The sequence below is a fragment of the Streptomyces sp. NPDC101194 genome, from assembly GCF_044767885.1.
Classification (GTDB): Bacteria; Actinomycetota; Actinomycetes; order Streptomycetales; family Streptomycetaceae; genus Streptomyces.
Genome location: NZ_JBIWOS010000010.1, coordinates 275,676 through 295,812, shown reverse-complemented (window position 1 = coordinate 295,812; position 20,137 = coordinate 275,676). Strand labels below are relative to the sequence as shown.

Annotated in this window: 15 protein-coding genes and 1 pseudogene; 4 read left to right on the top strand and 12 right to left on the bottom strand. The window is 70.2% G+C overall.

All coding sequences use genetic code 11. The annotated features are described in order from the left end of the window. Position 1 precedes the first annotated feature (1 nt). The 6 genes from ACIRP2_RS31350 to ACIRP2_RS31325 all read right to left on the bottom strand — a co-directional run bounded on the left by ACIRP2_RS31350 (position 2) and on the right by ACIRP2_RS31325 (position 8,306). Positions 2 to 964 carry an HpcH/HpaI aldolase/citrate lyase family protein gene (locus ACIRP2_RS31350; RefSeq protein ID WP_404256186.1) on the bottom strand — a complete coding sequence of 321 codons (963 nt, stop codon included), beginning with the start codon at positions 962 to 964 and terminating at the stop codon, positions 2 to 4. Beyond that, positions 961 to 2,973 carry a protein meaA gene (locus ACIRP2_RS31345; protein WP_404256184.1) on the bottom strand — a complete coding sequence of 671 codons (2,013 nt, stop codon included), beginning with the start codon at positions 2,971 to 2,973 and terminating at the stop codon, positions 961 to 963. The genes ACIRP2_RS31350 and ACIRP2_RS31345 overlap by 4 nt, the downstream gene beginning before the upstream one ends. 1 nt (position 2,974) lies before the next feature. Beyond that, positions 2,975 to 4,348 carry a crotonyl-CoA carboxylase/reductase gene (gene ccrA / locus ACIRP2_RS31340; protein WP_404256182.1) on the bottom strand — a complete coding sequence of 458 codons (1,374 nt, stop codon included), beginning with the start codon at positions 4,346 to 4,348 and terminating at the stop codon, positions 2,975 to 2,977. Positions 4,349 to 4,718: 370 nt separating this feature from the next. Further along, entirely contained in the window at positions 4,719 to 5,516 is a 798-nt protein-coding gene (locus tag ACIRP2_RS31335) for a GNAT family N-acetyltransferase (protein WP_404256180.1), read from the bottom strand. Positions 5,517 to 5,617: 101 nt separating this feature from the next. Further along, the gene (locus ACIRP2_RS31330) at positions 5,618 to 6,433 is read right to left on the bottom strand and encodes a TetR family transcriptional regulator (RefSeq protein WP_404256178.1); all 816 of its coding nucleotides are present in this window, start codon (positions 6,431 to 6,433) and stop codon (positions 5,618 to 5,620) included. Positions 6,434 to 6,524: 91 nt separating this feature from the next. Beyond that, positions 6,525 to 8,306, bottom strand: a complete 1,782-nt coding sequence (locus tag ACIRP2_RS31325) for a 3-hydroxyacyl-CoA dehydrogenase family protein (protein WP_404256176.1) — start codon at positions 8,304 to 8,306, stop codon at positions 6,525 to 6,527. Positions 8,307 to 8,665: 359 nt separating this feature from the next. Between ACIRP2_RS31325 and ACIRP2_RS31320 the strand changes: the two genes are divergently transcribed. Then, the gene (locus tag ACIRP2_RS31320; protein WP_404256174.1) at positions 8,666 to 9,238 is read left to right on the top strand and encodes an adenylosuccinate lyase; all 573 of its coding nucleotides are present in this window, start codon (positions 8,666 to 8,668) and stop codon (positions 9,236 to 9,238) included. Between the two features lie 25 nt (positions 9,239 to 9,263). On the opposite strand, the gene ACIRP2_RS31315 is transcribed toward ACIRP2_RS31320, so the two are convergent. From ACIRP2_RS31315 to ACIRP2_RS31305, 3 genes are all read right to left on the bottom strand, one after another. Next, a complete protein-coding gene (locus tag ACIRP2_RS31315; protein ID WP_404256172.1) occupies positions 9,264 to 9,398 on the bottom strand; it encodes a hypothetical protein in 135 nt (44 codons plus the stop codon). 45 nt (positions 9,399 to 9,443) lie between these two features. Beyond that, on the bottom strand, positions 9,444 to 11,048 hold the full coding sequence (locus ACIRP2_RS31310) for an alpha/beta hydrolase (protein ID WP_404256170.1): 1,605 nt from the start codon (positions 11,046 to 11,048) through the stop codon (positions 9,444 to 9,446). 153 nt (positions 11,049 to 11,201) lie between these two features. Beyond that, the gene (locus tag ACIRP2_RS31305; protein ID WP_404256167.1) at positions 11,202 to 12,242 is read right to left on the bottom strand and encodes an Rv2578c family radical SAM protein; all 1,041 of its coding nucleotides are present in this window, start codon (positions 12,240 to 12,242) and stop codon (positions 11,202 to 11,204) included. Between the two features lie 150 nt (positions 12,243 to 12,392). Between ACIRP2_RS31305 and ACIRP2_RS31300 the strand changes: the two genes are divergently transcribed. The 3 genes and pseudogenes from ACIRP2_RS31300 to ACIRP2_RS31290 all read left to right on the top strand — a co-directional run. Continuing rightward, complete coding sequence (locus ACIRP2_RS31300) at positions 12,393 to 12,836, top strand: SRPBCC family protein (RefSeq protein WP_404256165.1); 444 nt, start codon at positions 12,393 to 12,395, stop codon at positions 12,834 to 12,836. Between the two features lie 187 nt (positions 12,837 to 13,023). Continuing rightward, positions 13,024 to 15,486 (top strand): MFS transporter, encoded by a 2,463-nt coding sequence (locus ACIRP2_RS31295; protein ID WP_404256163.1) that lies wholly within the window; start codon positions 13,024 to 13,026, stop codon positions 15,484 to 15,486. A gap of 234 nt (positions 15,487 to 15,720) precedes the next feature. Then, positions 15,721 to 16,008 (top strand): annotated as a pseudogene (locus tag ACIRP2_RS31290) (class I SAM-dependent methyltransferase); the annotation flags it as partial. A gap of 114 nt (positions 16,009 to 16,122) precedes the next feature. Here ACIRP2_RS31290 and ACIRP2_RS31285 read toward each other — a convergent pair. Genes ACIRP2_RS31285 through ACIRP2_RS31275 form a run of 3 tightly spaced genes read right to left on the bottom strand, consistent with a single transcriptional unit; the run spans position 16,123 to position 19,942 of the window. Then, entirely contained in the window at positions 16,123 to 17,265 is a 1,143-nt protein-coding gene (locus ACIRP2_RS31285) for an acyltransferase (RefSeq protein ID WP_404256161.1), read from the bottom strand. Next, positions 17,265 to 19,529 (bottom strand): bifunctional polysaccharide deacetylase/glycosyltransferase family 2 protein, encoded by a 2,265-nt coding sequence (locus ACIRP2_RS31280; RefSeq protein ID WP_404256159.1) that lies wholly within the window; start codon positions 19,527 to 19,529, stop codon positions 17,265 to 17,267. The genes ACIRP2_RS31285 and ACIRP2_RS31280 overlap by 1 nt, the downstream gene beginning before the upstream one ends. After that, positions 19,526 to 19,942 carry a hypothetical protein gene (locus ACIRP2_RS31275; protein WP_404256157.1) on the bottom strand — a complete coding sequence of 139 codons (417 nt, stop codon included), beginning with the start codon at positions 19,940 to 19,942 and terminating at the stop codon, positions 19,526 to 19,528. Before ACIRP2_RS31275 ends, ACIRP2_RS31280 begins: the two co-directional genes overlap by 4 nt. Between the last annotated feature and the right edge of the window lie 195 nt (positions 19,943 to 20,137).

The following is a 20,137-nucleotide window of genomic DNA, read 5'->3' as shown; positions in this document are numbered from 1 at the left end:
ATCAGGCCTCCGGCGCTTCGAACTTGGAGGTGCGCTGCATACCGGCCGCGCGGCCCTTGCCCGCGACGACGAGCGCCATCTTGCGGCTCGCCTCGTCGATCATCTCGTCGCCCAGCATCGCCGAGCCCTTCTTGCCGCCCTTCTCGGAAGTGCACCACTCGTACGCGTCGAGAATCAGCTCCGCGTGGTCGTAGTCGTCCTGCGAGGGCGAGAACACCTCGTTGGCCGCGTCGACCTGACCGGGGTGCAGCACCCACTTCCCGTCGAAGCCCAGCGCCGCCGCACGGCCCGCGACCTCGCGGTACGCGTCCACGTCGCGGATCTGCAGGAAGGGGCCGTCGATCGCCTGGAGGTCGTGCGTACGGGCCGCCATCAGAATGCGCATCAGGATGTAGTGGTACGCGTCCGCGCCGTAGCCGGGCGGCTGCTGGCCGACGACCAGGGTCTTCATGTTGATCGACGCCATGAAGTCGGCCGGGCCGAAGATCAGGGTCTCCAGGCGGGGCGAGGCTGCCGCGATGTCGTCGATGTTCACCAGACCCTTGGCGTTCTCGATCTGCGCCTCGATGCCGATCCTGCCGACCTCGAAGCCCATCGTCTTCTCGATCTGGGTGAGCAGCAGATCGAGGGCGACGACCTGCTGGGCGTCCTGGACCTTGGGCAGCATGATGCAGTCGAGGTTCTGTCCGGCGCCCTCGACGACCGTGATGACGTCCCGGTACGTCCAGTGGGTCGTCCAGTCGTTGACCCGCACGACCCGGGTCTTGCCCGTCCAGTCGCCGTCGTTCAGCGCGTCGACGATGGTGTGCCGGGCGCCCTCCTTGGCGAGCGGCGCGCAGGCGTCCTCCAGGTCGAGGAAGACCTGGTCGGCCGGGAGGCCCTGGGCCTTCTCCAGGAACCGCGGGTTCGAGCCGGGCACGGCCAGGCACGAGCGGCGCGGACGCAGGCGGTTGACGGCAGTCATGCGGGGACCTCCAGAGGGTCGAGCTTGTTCGCTTTCCGGATCTCGTCGACGATACGGCCGATGATCTCCGTGATACCGAAATCCTTCGGGGTGAATACGGCGGCGACACCGGCCCCGACCAGGGCGGCGGCATCGGCGGGCGGAATGATCCCGCCGGCGATCACCGGGATGTCGGCCGCGCCCGCCTCGCGCAGCCGGGAGAGCACGTCCGGCACGAGCTCGGCGTGCGAGCCGGACAGGATCGACAGACCGACGCAGTGCACGTCCTCGGCCAGGGCGGCCGAGACGATCTGCTCGGGGGTCAGCCTGATCCCCTGGTAGACGACCTCGAATCCGGCGTCACGGGCCCGTACGGCGATCTGCTCGGCGCCGTTGGAGTGTCCGTCCAGGCCCGGCTTGCCGACCAGCAGCCGCAGCCGTCCGGCACCCAGGTCGGCCGCCGTGCGGGCGACCTTCTCGCGGACCAGGGCGAGCGGTGTGCCGGGTTCCGCGGTCACCGCGACCGGGGCGGACGAGACGCCCGTCGGGGCCCGGAACTCGCCGAAGACGTCGCGCAGCGCCCAGGACCACTCGCCGGTGGTGACGCCCGCGCGGGCGCACTCCACGGTCGCTTCCATCATGTTCTCGGTGCCCGCGGCGGCCTTCTTCAGCGCGGCCAGCGCATCGGTGGCGCGGGCCTCGTCGCGGTTGTCGCGCCACTCGTGGAGGGCCGTGACGACCCTGGCCTCGTTGGCGGGGTCGACCGTCATGATGGCCCCGTCGAGGTCCGCGGTGAGCGGGTTCGGTTCCGTCGTCCCGTAGATGTTGACGCCGACGATCTTCTCCTCGCCACCCTCGATCCGGGCCCGGCGCGCGGCATGCGAGGAGACCAGCTCCGACTTCAGATAGCCGGACTCGACGGCCGCCATGGCGCCGCCCATCTCCTGGATCCGGTCGATCTCGGCGAGCGACTCCGTCACCAGCTCGTCGACCTTGGCCTCGATGACGTGCGATCCGGCGAAGATGTCCTCGTACTCCAGCAGATCGCTCTCGTGCGCGAGCACCTGCTGGATGCGGAGCGACCACTGCTGGTCCCAGGGCCGGGGGAGCCCCAGCGCCTCGTTCCAGGCCGGCAGCTGGACGGCGCGGGCGCGGGCGTCCTTGGACAGGGTGACGGCCAGCATCTCCAGGACGATGCGCTGGACGTTGTTCTCCGGCTGCGCCTCGGTCAGACCGAGGGAGTTGACCTGGACGCCGTAGCGGAAGCGACGCTGCTTGGCATCGGTGATGCCGTACCGCTCGCGGGTGATCCGGTCCCAGATGCGGCCGAAGGCGCGCATCTTGCACATCTCCTCGATGAAGCGGACGCCCGCGTTCACGAAGAAGGAGATCCGCGCGACCACGTCGCCGAACTTCTCCTCGGGCACCTGACCGGAGTCGCGCACGGCGTCCAGGACCGCGATGGCCGTCGACAGGGCGTACGCGATCTCCTGGACCGGAGTGGCTCCCGCCTCCTGCAGGTGGTAGCTGCAGATGTTGATCGGGTTCCACTTCGGGATGTGGTTGACCGTGTACGTGATCATGTCGGTGGTCAGCCGCAGCGAAGGACCGGGCGGGAAGACGTGCGTCCCGCGCGAGAGGTACTCCTTGACGATGTCGTTCTGCGTGGTGCCCTGGAGCGTGGTGATGTCGGCGCCCTGTTCCTCCGCGACCACCTGGTAGAGCGCCAGCAGCCACATCGCGGTGGCGTTGATCGTCATCGAGGTGTTCATCCGCTCCAGGGGGATGTCCCGGAACAGCAGGCGCATGTCACCGAGGTGCGACACCGGCACACCGACCCGGCCGACCTCGCCGCGGGCGAGGACGTGGTCGGGGTCGTAGCCGGTCTGCGTCGGCAGGTCGAAGGCGACCGACAGGCCCGTCTGGCCCTTGGCGAGGTTGCGCCGGTAGAGCTCGTTGGACGCCTCGGCGGTCGAATGGCCGGCGTACGTCCGCATGAGCCACGGGCGGTCCTTCTGGCGGCCCGTCATGTCAGGCGTTCCCGCTGTGCTCGTCGGTACGTCCCGCCGGCGCGTCACGGAACAGGTTGATGGCGTCGAGGTGCTTCTCGCGCAGCTCGTGGTCGCGCACGCCCAGGCCCTCGCGGGGGGCGAGCGCCAGCACGCCGACCTTGCCCTGGTGGAGGTTGCGGTGGACGTCGTACGCCGCCTGGCCGGTCTCCTCCAGGGAGTAGACCTTCGACAGCGTCGGGTGGATCTTTCCCTTGGCCACGAGCCGGTTGGCCTCCCACGCCTCGCGGTAGTTGGCGAAGTGCGAGCCCACGATCCTCTTCAGCGACATCCACAGGTAGCGGTTGTCGTACTCGTGGTTGTAGCCGGATGTCGAGGCGCAGGTGACGATCGTGCCGCCCTTGCGGGTCACGTACACCGAGGCGCCGAACGTCTCGCGGCCCGGGTGCTCGAAGACGATGTCGACGTCCTCGCCGCCGGTGAGCTCGCGGATGCGCTTGCCGAACCGCTTCCATTCGCGCGGGTCCTGGTTGTGCTCGTCCTTCCAGAACGCGTAGCCCTCGGCGTTGCGGTCGATGATCGCCTCGGCGCCCATCCTCCGGCAGATGTCCGCCTTCTGCTCGCTGGAGACGACACAGATCGGGTTGGCGCCACCCGCCAGGGCGAACTGCGTGGCGTATGAACCGAGTCCGCCGCTGGCGCCCCAGATCAGGACGTTGTCGCCCTGCTTCATGCCCGCACCGTTGTGCGAGACGAGCTGGCGGTACGCGGTGGAGTTGACCAGCCCCGGGGCCGCGGCCTCCTCCCAGCTGAGGTGCTGAGGCTTCGGCATCAGCTGGTTGGACTTGACGAGCGCGATCTCCGCGAGGCCGCCGAAGTTGGTCTCGAAGCCCCAGATCCGCTGTTCGGGGTCGAGCATCGTGTCGTTGTGGCCGTCCGAGGACTCCAGCTCGACCGAGAGGCAGTGTGCGACGACCTCGTCGCCGGGGTGCCACGCGTTGACGCCGGGGCCGGTGCGCAGGACGACGCCCGCGAGGTCCGAGCCGATGACGTGGTACGGCAGGTCGTGGCGCCGGGTGAGCTCGCTGAGCTTCCCGTAGCGCTCCAGGAAGCCGAAGGTGGCCATGGGCTCGAAGATCGAGGTCCACACGGAGTTGTAGTTGACCGAGCTCGCCATGACGGCGACGAGTGCCTCTCCGGGCCCGAGTTCGGGCACCGGGACCTGGTCGAGATGCAGTGACTTGCGGGGGTCCTTGTCGCGGGTCTCGAGCCCGGCGAACATCTCCGTCTCGTCCTTGTGCACGGTCACCGCGCGGTACGACTCGGGGATGGACAGGGCCGCGAAGTCCGCGGCCGTGCTGTCCTGCGATTGGATCGCGTCCAGGATTTCCTTCACGGTGTGCCTCCGGCGGATGGGGGGCGCTGAGGGAACGCTTGAGAGTCCCTGCAAGCAGACGGGGAGCTGTGTGGTGTGGAGGTGCTGCCGTCGGTTCGGCTGGTAAGGCTGCGGCTTGCTCTGTGGAGCAGAAGGGTTTGCCTGTGACGCAGGCGTCCGGGCGCGCAGGGATCCTGCTTGCGGGGACAGCCGGCGTACGTGAGGTCTCAGTACGCCGGCCGCCCGGACAACTTCAACGTATGGCACTCCGTGACACCTGGCAAGGCACTCGGTGCCAACAATTTCTCTCACTTGTCACCCGCCGGGCACGCATGAGCAAGATGAGAGCTGTTCTGGATGGTTACGTCCGGTTACGTCCCGCTGGGCAGGATCAGTGCGAGGGCCGGTACACGTACGGGGTCGTGGTGCCGAGGGCCTGGAATCCGAGTCGCCGGAGGATCGGGCTGCTCTGGTCGGAGGCGTCGACCTGAAGGTAGTCGTAGCCGCGCTCCGCCGCGATCCGGGCGCGGAAGGCGACCAGGGCGCGATAGATGCCCCTGCCGCGCCACGGCCGGACCGTTCCACCGCCCCAGAGCCCCGCGAAGCCCGTGCCCGGGTACAGCTCCATCCGGGCCGAGCTCACCGGCTCGTCGCCCGCCATCGCGAGGACGCCCACGAAACCGTCCGGATTCTCCGACAGCCTGGCCGACACCTGATGCCGCAGCTGCGGCCGGTCCGAGCCGAAGGCCCGCTCGTGGGCGCGCGCCATCAGCTCCACGTCCTCCGCGTCGCTCACGGTGCGCAGCCGGATGCCCTCGGGGAGCTCCACCGTCGTCGAGAGCTCCGCCACCGGGGCGACCAGCAGGGTCTCCGGCTCCTCCGCCTCGAAACCGGCGGCGAGCAGCCGCTCCGGCAGGTCGGCCGGCCGGTCGTGGGCGTACAGCTTCCACTCGAACTCGTCATGCCCGAGAGCCGTGTAGTACGCCACCTGCGCCGCGATCGCCGCGTCCGCGCGTGCGGGATCCAGGTCCGGGGCCGACCAGACCACACCGTTCCAGTCGTGGGCCGCGCCGACCTGCCGTACGACATCACCGGTGCGTTCGACCCGAACGCCGGGGTCGTCGGCGCGGGCGTGTTCGCGCATTTCGCGGTCGAAGAGGGCCAGAAGTGTGTCGCGATTTTGATTCATCCGCACACCACAGCACCGGGGGGTGGACGCGGCAACCGGGTTTCGGCACCCCCGGCCGTCGGGCGCGTCGGCCGGGTGGGACCGGCCGGCACGCCCTGGGCTCAGCGGTCCTCGAGCGCCTGCTGGATCGTCCGCATCACTTCGTCGAGCGGCGCGTCCGTGCGCGCCACCGCGACCAGTACCTCGCCCCGGGACGCCACCGAGGCCGCCGGCTGCCTCGCCGGCTCGGCGCCGGAGATCCGGCCCGCGCCGATACCGCTCCCGAACGTGTCGCGGACGATCGAGAAGGCGTGGTCGAGCTGGGCCTCCACATCGCCCTCGCCGCCCGCCCGCAGCCACCGGCGCAGCACATGGTTGTGCGCGGTGACGACAGCGGAAGCCGCGACCTCGGCCAGCAAGGGGTCGTCATTGCCGACATGGTGGTCGCGCTCGTCGAAATGGCCCAGCAGATACCGCGTGAACAGCCGCTCGTAGCGGGCCACCGAGGCGATTTCGGCCTCGCGCAGCGTGGGAACCTCACGCGTCAGCTTGTAACGCGCCACGGAGACCGCGGGCTTCGCCGCGTACATCTTCATGACTTCCTTGATGCCGCGGCAGACGGTGTCGAGCGGATGCTCGTGCGCGGGGGCCGCGTTGAGGACCGCCTCGGCCCTGACGAGGGTGTCGTCGTGGTCCGGGAAGATCGCCTCTTCCTTGGAGCGGAAATGCCGGAAGAAGGTTCGCCGGGCGACGCCCGCGGCGCCCGCGATCTCGTCGACCGTCGTCGCCTCGTACCCCTTCGTGGCGAACAGCTCCATTGCCGCGGCGGCCAGTTCGCGGCGCATTTTGAGCCGTTGGGCGGCGGCGCGGGTGCCTGCGGCACTCTCCGGGGTGTCGGGCGCGGCGGAGACACGGGGGGACCTGGCGGGCTGGGACATGGTGTGAACGTACTGCATCGGTGCGGGCGACCGCGCCTGCGGGGGCGGGCCGCCCGACGGGTCGAGCAGCCCTCCCCAGCCGGCCCCCGGCTCAGCGCCGGGCATATTCGCGGAAGCCGCGCCCCGTCTTTCGACCGAGGCAGCCGGCCGCCACCAGATGTTCGAGCAGCGGCGCCGGGGCCAGACCCGGGTCGCGGAATTCGTTGTGCAGCACTTTCTCGATGGCGAGCGAGACATCGAGCCCGACCACGTCGAGGAGCTCGAACGGGCCCATCGGGTAGCCGCCGCCCAGCTTCATCGCGGCGTCGATGTCGTCGAGGCTCGCGTAGTGCTCCTCGACCATCTTGATCGCGTTGTTGAGGTAGGGGAACAGCAGCGCGTTCACGATGAACCCGGCCCGGTCCCCGCAGTCCACCGGGTGCTTGCGGACCTCGACGCACACCTCGCGGGCGGTGGCGTGGACATCGTCCGCGGTGAGCACCGTACGGACGACCTCGACCAGCTTCATCGCGGGGGCCGGGTTGAAGAAGTGCATCCCGACGACGTCCTGCGGACGCGAGGTGGCCCGCGCGATCGCCACGACCGGCAGTGACGAGGTGGTGGTGGCGAGTACGGCACCGGGCTTGCAGACCTTGTCCAGCGTTCCGAACAGCTGCTGCTTGACCGACAGGTCCTCGGCGACCGCCTCGACCGCGAGATCGACATCGGCGAAGGCGTCGAGCGAACCGGCCGCGGTGATCCGGGCCAGTGTCTCGTCCCGGGCCTCGGCCGTCAGCCGCCCCTTGGAGACGGAACGCTCCAGCGACTTGCCGATCCGGGCCTTCGCCGTGTCCGCCTTCTCCTGACCGCGGGCGGCGAGCACCACGTCGTAGCCGGCCTTCGCGAAGACCTCGGCGATCCCCGAAGCCATGGTGCCGGAGCCCGCCACCCCCACCGAGCGCACCGTGCGCCCGGTGGTCGTCGCCGCGCTCTCCCGCGGGGTCAGCGCGTCCGGCACCACGGTCTGGCTGCCGGGTCCGGTGTACGTGTAGAAGCCGCGGCCCGACTTGCGGCCGGTCAGCCCCGCCTCGCTGAGCTGTCCGAGCACGGGGGCAGGGGCGTGCAGCCGGTCGTGCGACGCGGAGTACATCGCCTCCAGGACCGTGCGGGCGGTGTCGATCCCGATCAGGTCGAGAAGGGCGAGCGGGCCCATGGGCAGGCCGCAGCCCAGCTTCATCGCCGCGTCGATGTCCTCACGGGAGGCGTAGTTCGCCTCGTACATCGCGGCGGCCTGGTTGAGGTATCCGAACAGCAGCCCGTCGGCCACGAAGCCGGGCCGGTCGCCGACCGCGACCGGCTCCTTGCCCAGGCTGCGGGCCAGCTCGGTCACGGCCTCGACGGCCGGCGGCGCGGTCAGCACCGAGGAGACCACCTCGACCAGCTTCATCGCGGGCGCCGGATTGAAGAAATGCAGGCCGAGCACGCGCTCGGGGCGCAGCGACTCGGCGGCCAGCCGGGTCACCGACAGGGCGTTGGTGCCGGTCGCCAGGATCGCGGTGGGGGAGACGACCGCGTCGAGCTCCCGGAAGACCTGCTGCTTGATCTCGTACGACTCGGGCACGACCTCGATGACGAGCTCCGCCCCCGCGGCGGCCCGGAGGTCACCGGAGGTACGGAACCGGGCGAGGACGTCGCTCCGCTCCTGCTCCGTGATCCGCTCGCGCCGCACGGCGCGGGCGGTCGCGGCTTCCAGGGAGGCGACGGCCTGACGGGCGGCCGCCTCGCTGATGTCGATACCGATGACCTCGTGGCCGGCGCGGGCGAGGACCTCGGCGATGCCGGTGCCCATGGTGCCGAGGCCGACGACGGCGATGGTGCTGAGCGGGGTGTCCATCACGGGACTCCAGAGAATGAGTGACGACTGTGAGGAAACACGGCGCGCGTCGGAGGACGAAAGGGCGCCAGGTGTGCGGGAATTGCGTGTCGTGGTGTTCAGTGCCGGAGCGTGCTGGGCACGCCTGGACCGGGAAGGGGCGACGGACTCTGTCCCGGAGTCACGTCTCGCGAAGCTGCCGAACCGACAAGCACTCCGAGTGGCTGCGTCACCAGGCCACCGGAGCAAGCGGGGAGTGTGTCCCGCTCACATGAGCTTAACCGGTCGGTAACGAGCGCACCAGTCCTGAGGTGTTGTGCACCATGTCACATTCGCCCCGGCTCTCGATACGGAGAGTTCCCGTCGATACGCTGAGCGTCATGGATGAGGAGTTCCGCTCGCTGACGGACCGACTGGCCGACGAGGCGGGTGAGTCCGCGGCGTTCCGCAGGCTGCTCGCCACCGACGACGGCGAGGAACTGGCCGGCGTCCTCGTGGAGGCCGAACGCCCGCTCTGGGCAAGGGAGATCGCCGCGTTCCGGCTCGGCTGTGCCGGTGACCGACGGGCCTTCGAGGCGCTGGTCCTGCTGCTCAACCACCGTGACCCGGAGCGCTGCGTCTGTGCCGCACACGCCCTGGAGCGCCTCGGCGACCCCCGCACCCCCCGGGCCGCCGCCGCCCTCGCGACCAACACCCTGCGCACCGCGTACGCCCTGCACCCGGTGCGGCTGCTCACCGCGCTCGGGGCCCCGGAGTCCGTACCGGCATTGATGGCCACCCTGGAGCGGCTCCTGGCCCCGGAGGAGCCGCACTGGCGGGTGGCGCTGGCCTGCGTGGAGGGGCTCGGACAACTGGGGGACGAGCGGGCCCGTCCCCTCCTGGAGGCGGCGCTGCCGCACCCGCGACTGGGGGGCGCGGCAAGCGACGCGCTCGACCGGCTGCGGAGGGCCTGACGGGGGCGGATGTCCCGTCCCCGGTTCAGGCGGTGCGGGGGAGCCCGAGGGCGCGTACGTACCGCAACTCGGGCACGAGCACGCCGTCCACCTCGAAGGACTCCTCGGCGCGAGCACATCGGGCCCGGTCCGTATCCTCATGCGGGTCATCCTGACGCATGCGCCAGGATGACCCGTACCGGATATCGGCCCGTTCCCCGGACCGTCAGCCGCGGAAGCCGAGCAGACCGTGCAGGGTGTTGCCCCTGCTGCCGGAACCCGTTCCCGGGGCGCCCTCCTCCGCGGCCCTGCCGGTCAGTGGCTGCGGGTCGGGGGACTTGGCGCAGAACGCGTCCGCCTCGTCCCGGCCGCCCTTGCCGCGCGGGACGGTGCCCTTGGCGAGATAGTCGGCCAGATAGGTGTCCAGACAGTCGTTGCCGCTGAGCGTGATGCCGTGATTTCCGCCGCCCTGCTCGACGACCAGGCTGGAACCGCGCAGCCTGCGGTGCAGGGTGACCCCGCCCTCGTACGGCGTGGCCGCGTCCTCGGTGGCCTGGAAGAGCAGCACCGGCGGCAGGTCGCTGTTGGAGACCCGTACCGGGTTCAGCGGTGCCACCGGCCAGTCGGCGCACGGCGCGTTGTACCAGGTGTTGTTCCAGGTGAAGAAGGGTGCCTTCGCGTGCACCCTCCAGCTGTCGTTGCGCCAGGTGTTCCACTCGCGGGGCCACGGGGTGTCGCGGCACTGCACGGCCGAGTACACGGAGTACCCGTTGTCGCCCTTCGCGTCGACCGCGCCGAACCGCTCGTACGCCTCCGTGAGCGCTTCGTCGTCGTGGTCGTGCACATACGCGGCGAACGCGTCGGCCAGGTAGGGCCAGTAGCCGTTGTAGTAGCCGCCCGGCAGGAAGGTGTCCTCCAGTTCGCTCGTTCCGACCCTCCCGCCCGCGGGGTGGGCCCGGACGGCTTCGCGCATCGCGTACCAGGCGGCCTCGACCTTCGCCGGATCGCTGCCGAGCCCGTACGCGGTGTCGTGCTTCGCCACCCAGGCGGTGAACGCCTTCTGGCGGGCGTCGAAGGCGTAGTTCTGGCCGATGTTGTCCTCGTACCAGACGCCCTCGGGGTCCACGTTCGAGTCGAGCGCCAGGCGCCGCACCCGCTCCGGGAACAGCTTGGCGTACACCGCGCCGAGATAGGTCCCGTACGAGTAGCCGAAGTAGTTGAGCTGCCGGGAGCCGGTCGCCTGCCGGATCACATCGAGGTCCTTGGCGGCGCTGACCGTGTCCATGTGGGGCAGCAGATCCGGGTACTTCTCCCCGCACGCCTTCGCGAACGAGGCGGTCCGGTTCCGGTTGGCCTGCTCGACCTCGGGCGAGTCCGGGGTCGAGTCGGGGCGCAGCGGATCGAAGTACTTCGGCACGCAGTCCAGCGCGGGCCGGCTCTTCCCGACGCCGCGCGGGTCGAATCCGATCACGTCGTACTGTGCGGCGACCGACTTCGGCAGCGAGGAGGCGATGAAGCCGGCCATCGACAGGCCGCTTCCCCCCGGGCCGCCCGGGTTGACCAGCAAAGGCCCCTGGAAGGTCTTCGCGGTGTGCGGGATCCGGGACAGGGCGAGGGTGATCCGCCGGCCCGACGGATCGTCATGGTCGAGCGGTGTGCTGACCGATGAGCACTGCAGCCGTGGATACGACGCGGTGCCGCAGTCGGTCCACCGGAGCTGGGCGGCGGCGTGCCGCGCGCCGGTGTCGGCGGTTGCAGGGGACGGGGCGGCGGTCACCAGACCGGCGACCGTCGCCCCGACGGCGAACAGAATTCCTGGACGTTTCGTCATATGGCCTCCCGTGGTGGGGAAAAGACGGCCGCGCGTGGCGCAGCCCCCGCCGCATGCTCCCCGTATTCGCGCCCGGGAGGACATGTTCCGTTGAGAGTTGACCCATTTGCCTGTCTCCGATGTTCCGGGGCCACCCGTGTCGGAGGCGCCGGCTCACAGGAGGGTCAGCTGAGTGGACTCGGGGCCGTCGAGGGGCGGCAGCTGGTCCCGGCGTACGGGGAGCCGGCGGGCCGAGCCCCGATGAGAGGGGCCGATGCCGAACTCGGTCGCCAGTTCGTGGACGTACCGCGTGATGCGCCGCTGGTACCACTTGGGCGCGTAGGCGCCCTCGGCGTACAGCCGCTCGTACCGCCGCACCAGCCCGGGGTGGTGCTGCCCGAGCCACCGCATGTACCACTCCCGGGCTCCGGGCCGCAGGTGGAGCACGAGCGGGGTCACCGAGGTCGCACCCGCCGCGGCGATCGCCCGGACCGTGGCGCGCAACTGGTCCGGATGGTCGCCGAGGAACGGGACGACGGGCGCCATCAGCACGCCGCAGTCGATGCCGTTCTCGCTCAGGGTGCGGACGGCGTCGAGGCGGCGCCCGGGGGAGGGGGTGCCGGGCTCCACGGTGCGCCACAACCCCTCGTCGACGAAGCCCACGGAGACGGAGATACCGACTTCGGTGACCTCGGCAGCCTGCCGCAGCAGCTCCAGGTCGCGCAGGATCAGCGTTCCCTTGGTCAGGATGGAGAACGGGTTCGCGTGATCGCGCAGCGCCGAGATGATGCCGGGCATCAATCGGTAACGGCCCTCCGCGCGCTGATAACAGTCGACATTGGTCCCCATCGCGATGTGCGCGCCGTGCCAGCGGCCGGACGTGAGCCGGTCGCGCAGCAGTTCCGGGGCGTTGATCTTGACGACGATCTGGGAGTCGAAGCCGATCCCGGTGTCGAGGTCCAGATAGCTGTGGGTCTTGCGGGCGAAGCAGTAGACGCAGGCGTGCGTGCAGCCCCGGTAGGGATTGACCGTCCATTCGAACGGCATCCGCGATGCGCCGGGAACCCGGTTCACGATCGAGCGTGCCCGGATCTCGTGGAAGGTGATTCCTCTGAACTCAGGGGTGTCGAAGGTGCGCGTGGTCACCGCGTTCGCGGCGAAGAGCGCGCCGGTCCCGGCCTCCCCGGTGTTCTCGATCAGATTGTCCCAGCGCATGGACGCCTCCTCGGTAGCACTGGTGAGAGAATAGAACACTTGTTCCCTTGATCGTTTTCTCCCCTTCGTCCCGGCCCGGATTTTGAAGGAGGTTCCCCGAGGTGGTTGGCTCAGCACACCCCCGAACAACCGAGTGCTGGAGGAACAGCCATGGCGCAGGTCGAGGCAACGACGGAGCGAGTCATCGCGGCGGACGCGGAGACGGTGTTCGACGCGCTGGCCGACTACCAGGAGGCCCGGCGCACGGTGCTGCCCGGACAGTTCAGCGAGTACGAGGTGCGCGAGGGCGGCGACGGCGAGGGCACGCTCGTCCACTGGAAGCTCCAGGCCACCAGCAAGCGGGTGCGCGACTGCCTGCTGGAGGTCACCGAGCCCACCGACGGGCAGCTCGTGGAGAAGGACCGCAACTCCTCGATGGTCACCACTTGGACCGTCACCCCGGCCGGTGAGGGCAAGTCGAAGGCGGTCGTGTCGACCGTCTGGAACGGCGCCGGAGGCATCGGCGGATTCTTCGAGAAGACCTTTGCGCCCAAGGGACTTGGGCGGATCTACGACGAGCTGCTGCGCAACCTCGCCGCCGAGGTCGAGAAGTAGCTCCATGCGCGCTTGACCGGCCTCACCGGTTCGGGTGGTCTTCCCGGCCCGCCTGTTGTGCGCCGTAGTGGCTCCGACCGGGGGCGAAGCCCCCTGAGTGCGCCGCCGGCGCCCCCCGTCGCGTTTGCCCTCCCTTGTCGTGCGATGCGAGAAATGGGCGGCGCAGACGCGACGAGGGGAGCGGCACGTGGTGGGTGGGATCACTCTGTTGGAGGACGAGCCGAACGGTGATGGGGCCACCGAGGCGGCGACCACGCTGCCGATTCCGCCGCCCTCGTCGCCGCCCGCGGGGGAGGAGGGCGTCCCCGCCCCGTCCGCCGAGCCGGAGACCAGCCCCCGCCACATCCGGCTGGTCTTCCTCGGACTGATGCTGACGCTGCTGCTCGCGGCGCTCGACCAGATGATCGTCGCCACGGCACTGCCGAAGATCGTCGGTGAGCTGCACGGCCTGGAGAAGATGTCCTGGGCCGTCACCGCCTACCTCCTCGCCTCCACCATCGGCCTGCCGATCTACGGAAAGCTCGGCGACCTCTTCGGGCGCAAGGGCGTCTTCCAGTTCGCCATCGTCGTCTTCGTCGTCGGTTCCGCGCTGGCCGGCTGGTCCCGCACCATGGACGAGCTGATCGCCTTCCGGGCGGTCCAGGGCATCGGCGGCGGCGGACTCATGATCGGTGTCCAGGCGATCATCGCGGATGTCGTACCGCCGCGGGAACGCGGCCGGTTCATGGGGCTCATCGGCGCCGCCTTCGGCCTCGCCTCGGTCGCGGGTCCGCTGCTGGGCGGGTTCTTCACCGACCACGCCTCCTGGCGCTGGTGCTTCTACATCAATGTCCCGTTCGGCCTGATCACCCTCGCCGTCATCACCGTCGTCCTCAAACTCCCCCGGCCCACCGTCCGGCCGCGCCTCGACATCCTGGGCGCCCTGTTGCTCGCGGCAGCCTCCACCTGCCTGGTGCTGCTGACCAGTTGGGGCGGGACGGAGTACGCCTGGGGGTCACGCACCATCCTGGGGCTCGCCGCCGGAGCCGCCGGAACGGTACTGCTGTTCCTCGTCGTCGAGCACCGGGCGGCCGAACCGATCATTCCGCTGCGGCTGTTCCGTGACTCCATCTTCAATGTCACCGCCCTCGTCGGTGCGGTGGTCGGAGTCGCGCTGTTCGGCGCGGCGAGCTATCTGCCGACCTTCCTGCAGATGGTCGACGGGGCCTCGGCCACCGAATCCGGCCTCCTGATGCTCCCGATGATGGGCGGGATCGTCGTGGCGTCCATCGTCTCCGGCCAGCTGATCTCGCGGACCGGCCGATACCGCGTCCACCCGATTCTCGGCGGTGCGTTCTCGGTCCTCGGGATGTGGCTGCTCTCCCGGCTCGAAACGGACACCCCGCGCCTCGAATACAGCTTCGCGCAGGCGGTGCTCGGCATCGGGATCGGCCTGATCATGCCGGTACTGGTGCTCGCGGTCCAGAACTCCGTTCAGCCCGCCGATCTCGGCGCCGCCACCAGTGCCAACAACTACTTCCGGCAGATCGGCGGCAGCGTCGGCGCCGCCGTCTTCGGGACGCTCTTCGCGGGCCGCCTCGCCGACGCGCTCGCCGCCCGCCTGCCGTCCGGCGCCGACCTGCCCGACCCCGAGTCGATCACCCCGCAGCTGGTCCATGCCATGGAGCCCGCGCTGCGGGACAGTTATATCCAGGCGTACGCCGACGCGATGCCGCGGATCTTCCTCTACCTCGTGCCGGTGCTCGTGCTCGGCCTGTTCCTCGCCTTCTTCCTCAAGGAGAAACCGCTGGTGTCCCACCACAGCCCCGAATCCGCCGCCGAGTCCACCACCGAGTCGGCACCGATCCCCGCAGCCCGCGTCACCGCCGCCCCGCCGCCGGCCGTGTACCTGTCGGGTGTGCCGGTGAGCGGCAGCGTCCAGCACCCCGACGGCACCAAGGTCCCGAGTGCCGCCCTCACCCTCATCGACGTCCAGGGGCAGCAGGTGGGGCGGGGCGCGAGCGGTGAGGACGGGAGATACGCGCTGAGCGTGCCCGGCGCCGGCGCGTACGTCCTCATCGCCGCGGCGGGCGGGCACCAGCCGCAGGCCGTCAGCGTCACCGTGGGCGAACGGCCCGTCGAGCTGGATGTGGTGCTCGGTGGTGCCGGGCGCCTCGCCGGGATCGTCGTCACCGCCGACGGGATTCCGGTGCGCGACGCAGCCGTCACCCTCACCGACGTGCGCGGCGAAGTGGTCGCGTCCACCCGCAGCGGTCGCGAGGGGGGATATGTGATCTCGGAGCTGGTGGCCGGCGAGTACACCCTCGCCGCCAGCGCCCCCGCCTTCCGCCCCGCCGCGCTGCCGGTGAGCGTGCAGGCCGCCAGGGAGACCCGGCAGGACATCGAACTCGCCGGGGGCGCGGTGCTGCGCGGCATCGTGCGGGCAAGCGGTGGCCGGCCCGTCGAGGACGCCCGGGTCACGCTGCTGGACGCGGCGGGCAACGTGGTCGACACGCTCACCACCGGGCCCGACGGGGCGTTCCGGTTCGTGGACCTCTCCACCGGTGAGTACACGGTGATCGCGGCCGGGTATCCGCCCGTGGCCACCGTCCTCCAGGTGGCCGGCGGCGGACGCACCGAACGCGACCTCCAACTGGGGCACGAGGACTGACCGCGTATCAGCCGGCCGGCCGGGCACCGAACCGGCCGGACCGGCACCCAGGGCGGACGGCAAGACCGTCTGTTCGAAAGGACACTCGGCCGGGTTCCGAGCCCCGGGCCGCACACCCGGTGAAGGATGTCGTCACCGGTGTGGACGGTGTGCGTGGTCTTGCTGCCACGGCCCCTGGGAGGGTAGGCCGGACCTGAGCAACGCCCCTCAAGAACAACGGACTCGGGAGTGCCCATGGGCGTGTCGGAGCGGTACCGCGATGCGTGGGAGGGCTTCTGGTCCGCGACCTCGGACACGCCGGGCGACGCGATCTGGGACACCGACCCGGTCCTCAGCTCGGTCCCCCACAGCGAACTGCTCCTGTCGTACGCCGACACCGCGCTGCCCGTCGTCGACCTCGGCTGCGGAAACGGCACCCAGACCCGCTATCTGGCCACCCGCTTCGCGCGCGCGATAGGTGTGGACCTCTCGCACACGGCGATCGCGCACGCGCGCCGCGCGGGCAGCGGCGAAGTGGCCGAGTCGCCCAGCTCGGAACCCGTCTCGAACTGCCCGCGCGCTGGTTCGTGCCGGCCGCGACGACCGCCGTCGGCTGACGTCGTCGGCCGACGGCACAGGGAGCGGTGGGCGGGGAGGTCACGGCAGCAGCCGTGGCCCCCGTCTCGCCGCGAGGTCCTCGACCCAGCCGAACAGCACCACCGTCGCGGCGATCAGCACCCAGGCGACGGCGAACTGGAACCACATGCTGTCCAGCGGGAGATCCCGTTCGAGGGCCGGCACATTCCACATCAGGTCGATCAGCGGCACGCTCGCCATCAGCGCGACCTCGTGCCACAGATAGACGGTCACGGCACGGGCGTTGAGGATCTTCACGATCCGGTCCGCCACGGCATGGCGGGCCAGCCATCCGAAGTCCGGCCGGAAGCGCAGGAGGAGCAGGACGAATCCCGCGGACCACAGCGCCTGGGCTAGCGGGATGTCGTCGAGGTCGTAGGAGCCGTCGATCCGGTGGTGGAAGGCCCACCAGCCGCCCGCCGCCATGAGAGCCGGCGCCGAGGCCAGGACGACGGCGGGGCGCAGCCGGTCGAGGACACCCTCCCGGTGTGCGAAGCCCAGCAGCCAGCAGAACAGGAAGACCGACAGATCGCTGAGCGCACTGCCCAGACGTCCGTCCGGCACGCTCCACACCGTCGTCACCAGCAGGACGGGGACGAGCGACAGGGCGAGGACGGGGAGCGGGGCGATCCGGAAGCCACGCAGCAGGAGGGGCGACAGCAGGACGAACCACAGGTAGGTGCGCAGGTACCAGAGGACCGCCCACGCCTGTTCTCCCCATGCGTTGCCGGGTGGGTCGCCCACCGGCAGGACCCAGTACAGGACGTCGGCGCCGGGCAGCCAGCCGTGCAGCAGCATCGCCACGCCGAGCACCAGGGCGAAGGCCCACAGCGGGATGAGCAGCCTGCGCAGCCGGCTGCGGATCACCTGCCCGGCGGGGCGCTCCAGGGAACGCGCCATGAGCGATCCGGCGAGCGCGAACATCACACCCATCGAGGGGAAGACCAGTCCCAGCCACGGCCATTCGAAGGTGTGATATGTGACCACGCGCACCAGGGCGAAGGCCCGCAGCGCGTCGAAAGAGCGGTCACGGCCGCCACCTCGGGCAGCGGGGCCCGCGCGCCCGGACGGTGCGGGTTCCGGCGTGCCGATGACGACGGGCGTTCCCCGTTCGTCGGTACGCGGCGACGCCTGCGGTGCCCTCCTGCGGTGCGCGCCCGCCATCAGCGCAGCTCCGTGCCGGGCGTGGGCATACCGACCTCGCCGGTGCGCTTCAGCTTCTGCCAGCGCAGCCGGCCACCGGTCGCGGCGGTGACACACGAGTGGATCAGCACCAGATACATCAGCTGCCGGTAGGCCAGTTGCTGCAGCGGGAGCATCAGCAGGTAGCGGTACTTCTCCCCGTCCAGGCGGAACGCGTAGGCCGCACAGACGAGTTGGACCACCAGTACGGCCAGCCAGGCCAGCAGGGACGCCCTCAGGTCCACAAAGATCATCGCGTAGACCGTGAACACGTCGATCAGCGGTGCGAAGACGGGTGTGACGATCTGGAAGAGGACGACCAGTGGCATGCCGATCCGGCCGAAGCGTCCCGATGGCCCCCGGTCCGTGACCGACCGGCGGTGTTTCCAGAGCGCCTGCATCGTGCCGTAGCTCCAGCGATAGCGCTGCCGCCACAGCTGGCCCAGCGACGCGGGCGCCTCGGTCCAGGCACGTGCGTGCTCGGCGTACACGACCCGCCATCCCGCCCGGTGCAGGGCGATCGTGATGTCGGTGTCCTCGGCCAGCGTGTCCTCGCTCATCCCGCCGACGGCCAGTACGGCCTCGCGGCGGAAGGCACCGATCGCGCCCGGGATGGTGGGCATGCAGCGCAGCAGGTCGTACATCCGACGGTCGAGGTTGAAGCCCATCACGTACTCGATGTGCTGCCAGGCGCCGATCACGGTGTCGCGGTTGCCGACCTTGGCGTTTCCGGCCACCGCGCCGACCTCCGGGTCGGCGAACGGCTGCACGAGCCGGTGTACGGTGTCGGGTTCGAACACGGTGTCGCCGTCCATCATGACGACGATGTCGCAGCGCGCCTGACGCACACCGTTGTTGAGCGCCGCCGACTTGCCCGCGTTCTCCTGGCGGACGACCCGGACATGGGGCAGCCCCAGCGACTCGGCGATCTCGGCGGTCTCGTCGGTCGAACCGTCGTCGACGACGATGATCTCGATCGGATGGGTGCTCGCCGCCAGCGAGTTGAGGGTGTTGGCGATGCACTCCTTCTCGTTGTACGCGGGGACGATCACACTCACCGGTGCGGTGACGGCGGGCCCCCAGGTGAACCGGCCCCTGTTGCGCTGCCTGTGATGACGCCGGGCGAGGAGGAGCATCATGCCGAACCTGCCCATCACGGCGATTCCGACCACCACCAGCGCGGCGGCCAGGCCGGGTACGGTCCACTCCGCGACGGCCACCGCGGCGAGGAGGGCGCGGCCCTCCCAGCGGGTGGTGGTGTCGGCGGTCCGGTGAGCGGCCTGGTCGGGGTTGCTCTGCGGGGCGTCGCCGGGGGTGGCGTGTGCGCCGGGTGTGCCTTGCGCGCTCGGTGTGCTCCGCTCGGTCTGTGCGGCCTGTGCGCCGCTGACCGTGGTGAAGGTGTAACCCTTCGCCTTCATCTTCTCGATGTACCGTGGCAGCGCCTTGAGTGTCTGCGCCCGGTTGCCGCCCGCGTCGTGGAAGAGCACCGAAGCGCCCTTTCCGGTCCTCGGGGTGGCCCACTTGATGATCTTGCTGACGCCGGGCTTCTGCCAGTCCTCGCTGTCGGTGTCGATGAAGACGCTGGTGTAGCCCATGGCGCCGAGCTTCTTGTAGACGGGCCAGCTGTAGTTGTCGATGGCGTCGTTGGTCGAGGAGTACGGGGCGCGGAACAGCGTCGTCGTGATGCCCGCAGCGCCCGCGAGGGCCAGCTGCGTCTGGGCGATCTCGCGGGTGATGCGGGAGGAGCTCTGGTACGAGAGGTCGACGTGCGTGAACGTGTGGACGCCCACCTCGTTGCCGTCGTCGACCATCCGGCGCACGACCTCCGGGTAGCGCGAGATCATCGAGCCGACCAGGAAGAATGTGCCCGGTACGTCGTTGTCGTCCAGGATGTCGAGCACCTGCTGGGTCCACTCGGGGTCGGGGCCGTCGTCGAAGGTGAGCACGATCGTCTTGTCCGGCACCGATCGAGTCTGCGCGACGCCGCCCTCGAAGCTGAGGAAGGGGCCGCCGTCGAGGACGCTCTGCGGAACCTCGCTCGCGCTCGCGTCGGACCGGACGCGCTGGTCATTGCCGACTTCGGCCCGCAGATAGCCGTCGAGCAGCAGCACGGAGACGAGGCCGAGCAGCAGCAGAAGCGCGATGGCCACCCGTGGCCCGGGGACCGCCTGACGGCCGACACGCCCGATCCTGCCCGGTGTGGCGTGCCTTCGCCTGGACGGGGAGCGGCCGCGGGTCCGGCTCATCGGGCCGCGCCCGTGGTGGCGGAGACAGAGGGGGAGGCGGCGGATGAGAACTGCCCGCCGGCCCCGGCGCCGGGCCGGTCGCCCGGTGGTGCCCCTTCGGTGCCCGGAGGGGTGTTCCCGGCCGGCCCACCCTGCGCCGCGGGTGCGCTGCCGAAGGGCAGCAGTCGCGAGGGCGACATGGAGATACCTCCCGCGAAGGCGAGTCCGAGCACGGCCACGTAACCGACACAGGCGATGCCCAGTGCGATGCCCGCGCGGCGCAGCAGCCTGGCCCGGCGCCCGGAGCTGTCCACGAATACGGGCCCTTCCTGGGATCCGGCCCCTGCCCCGGCACGGGACCCGGGCATGCCGGCGTGCCTGCGGCGGCGGCCGGGAGGGGTCGGATCGTTCTCGATGGCGATGTCGGATTGCATTTGCGCATGCTGACGGACGGCGATGTGCGAAGTCTGGGGCTTTGCTGGCCGAATGCTGTGGATGCAGGGTCAACCTGTTGACGAGCTGAGAGGGCGAGTGCCCCCACGGTCTGTCTCATCGCGCTCATCCCAACCTCAAATCGCCCCGTCTGATTGCTGTTTGGGGGTCTTGGGCGCTTCTCTCCGGCCCCGGGC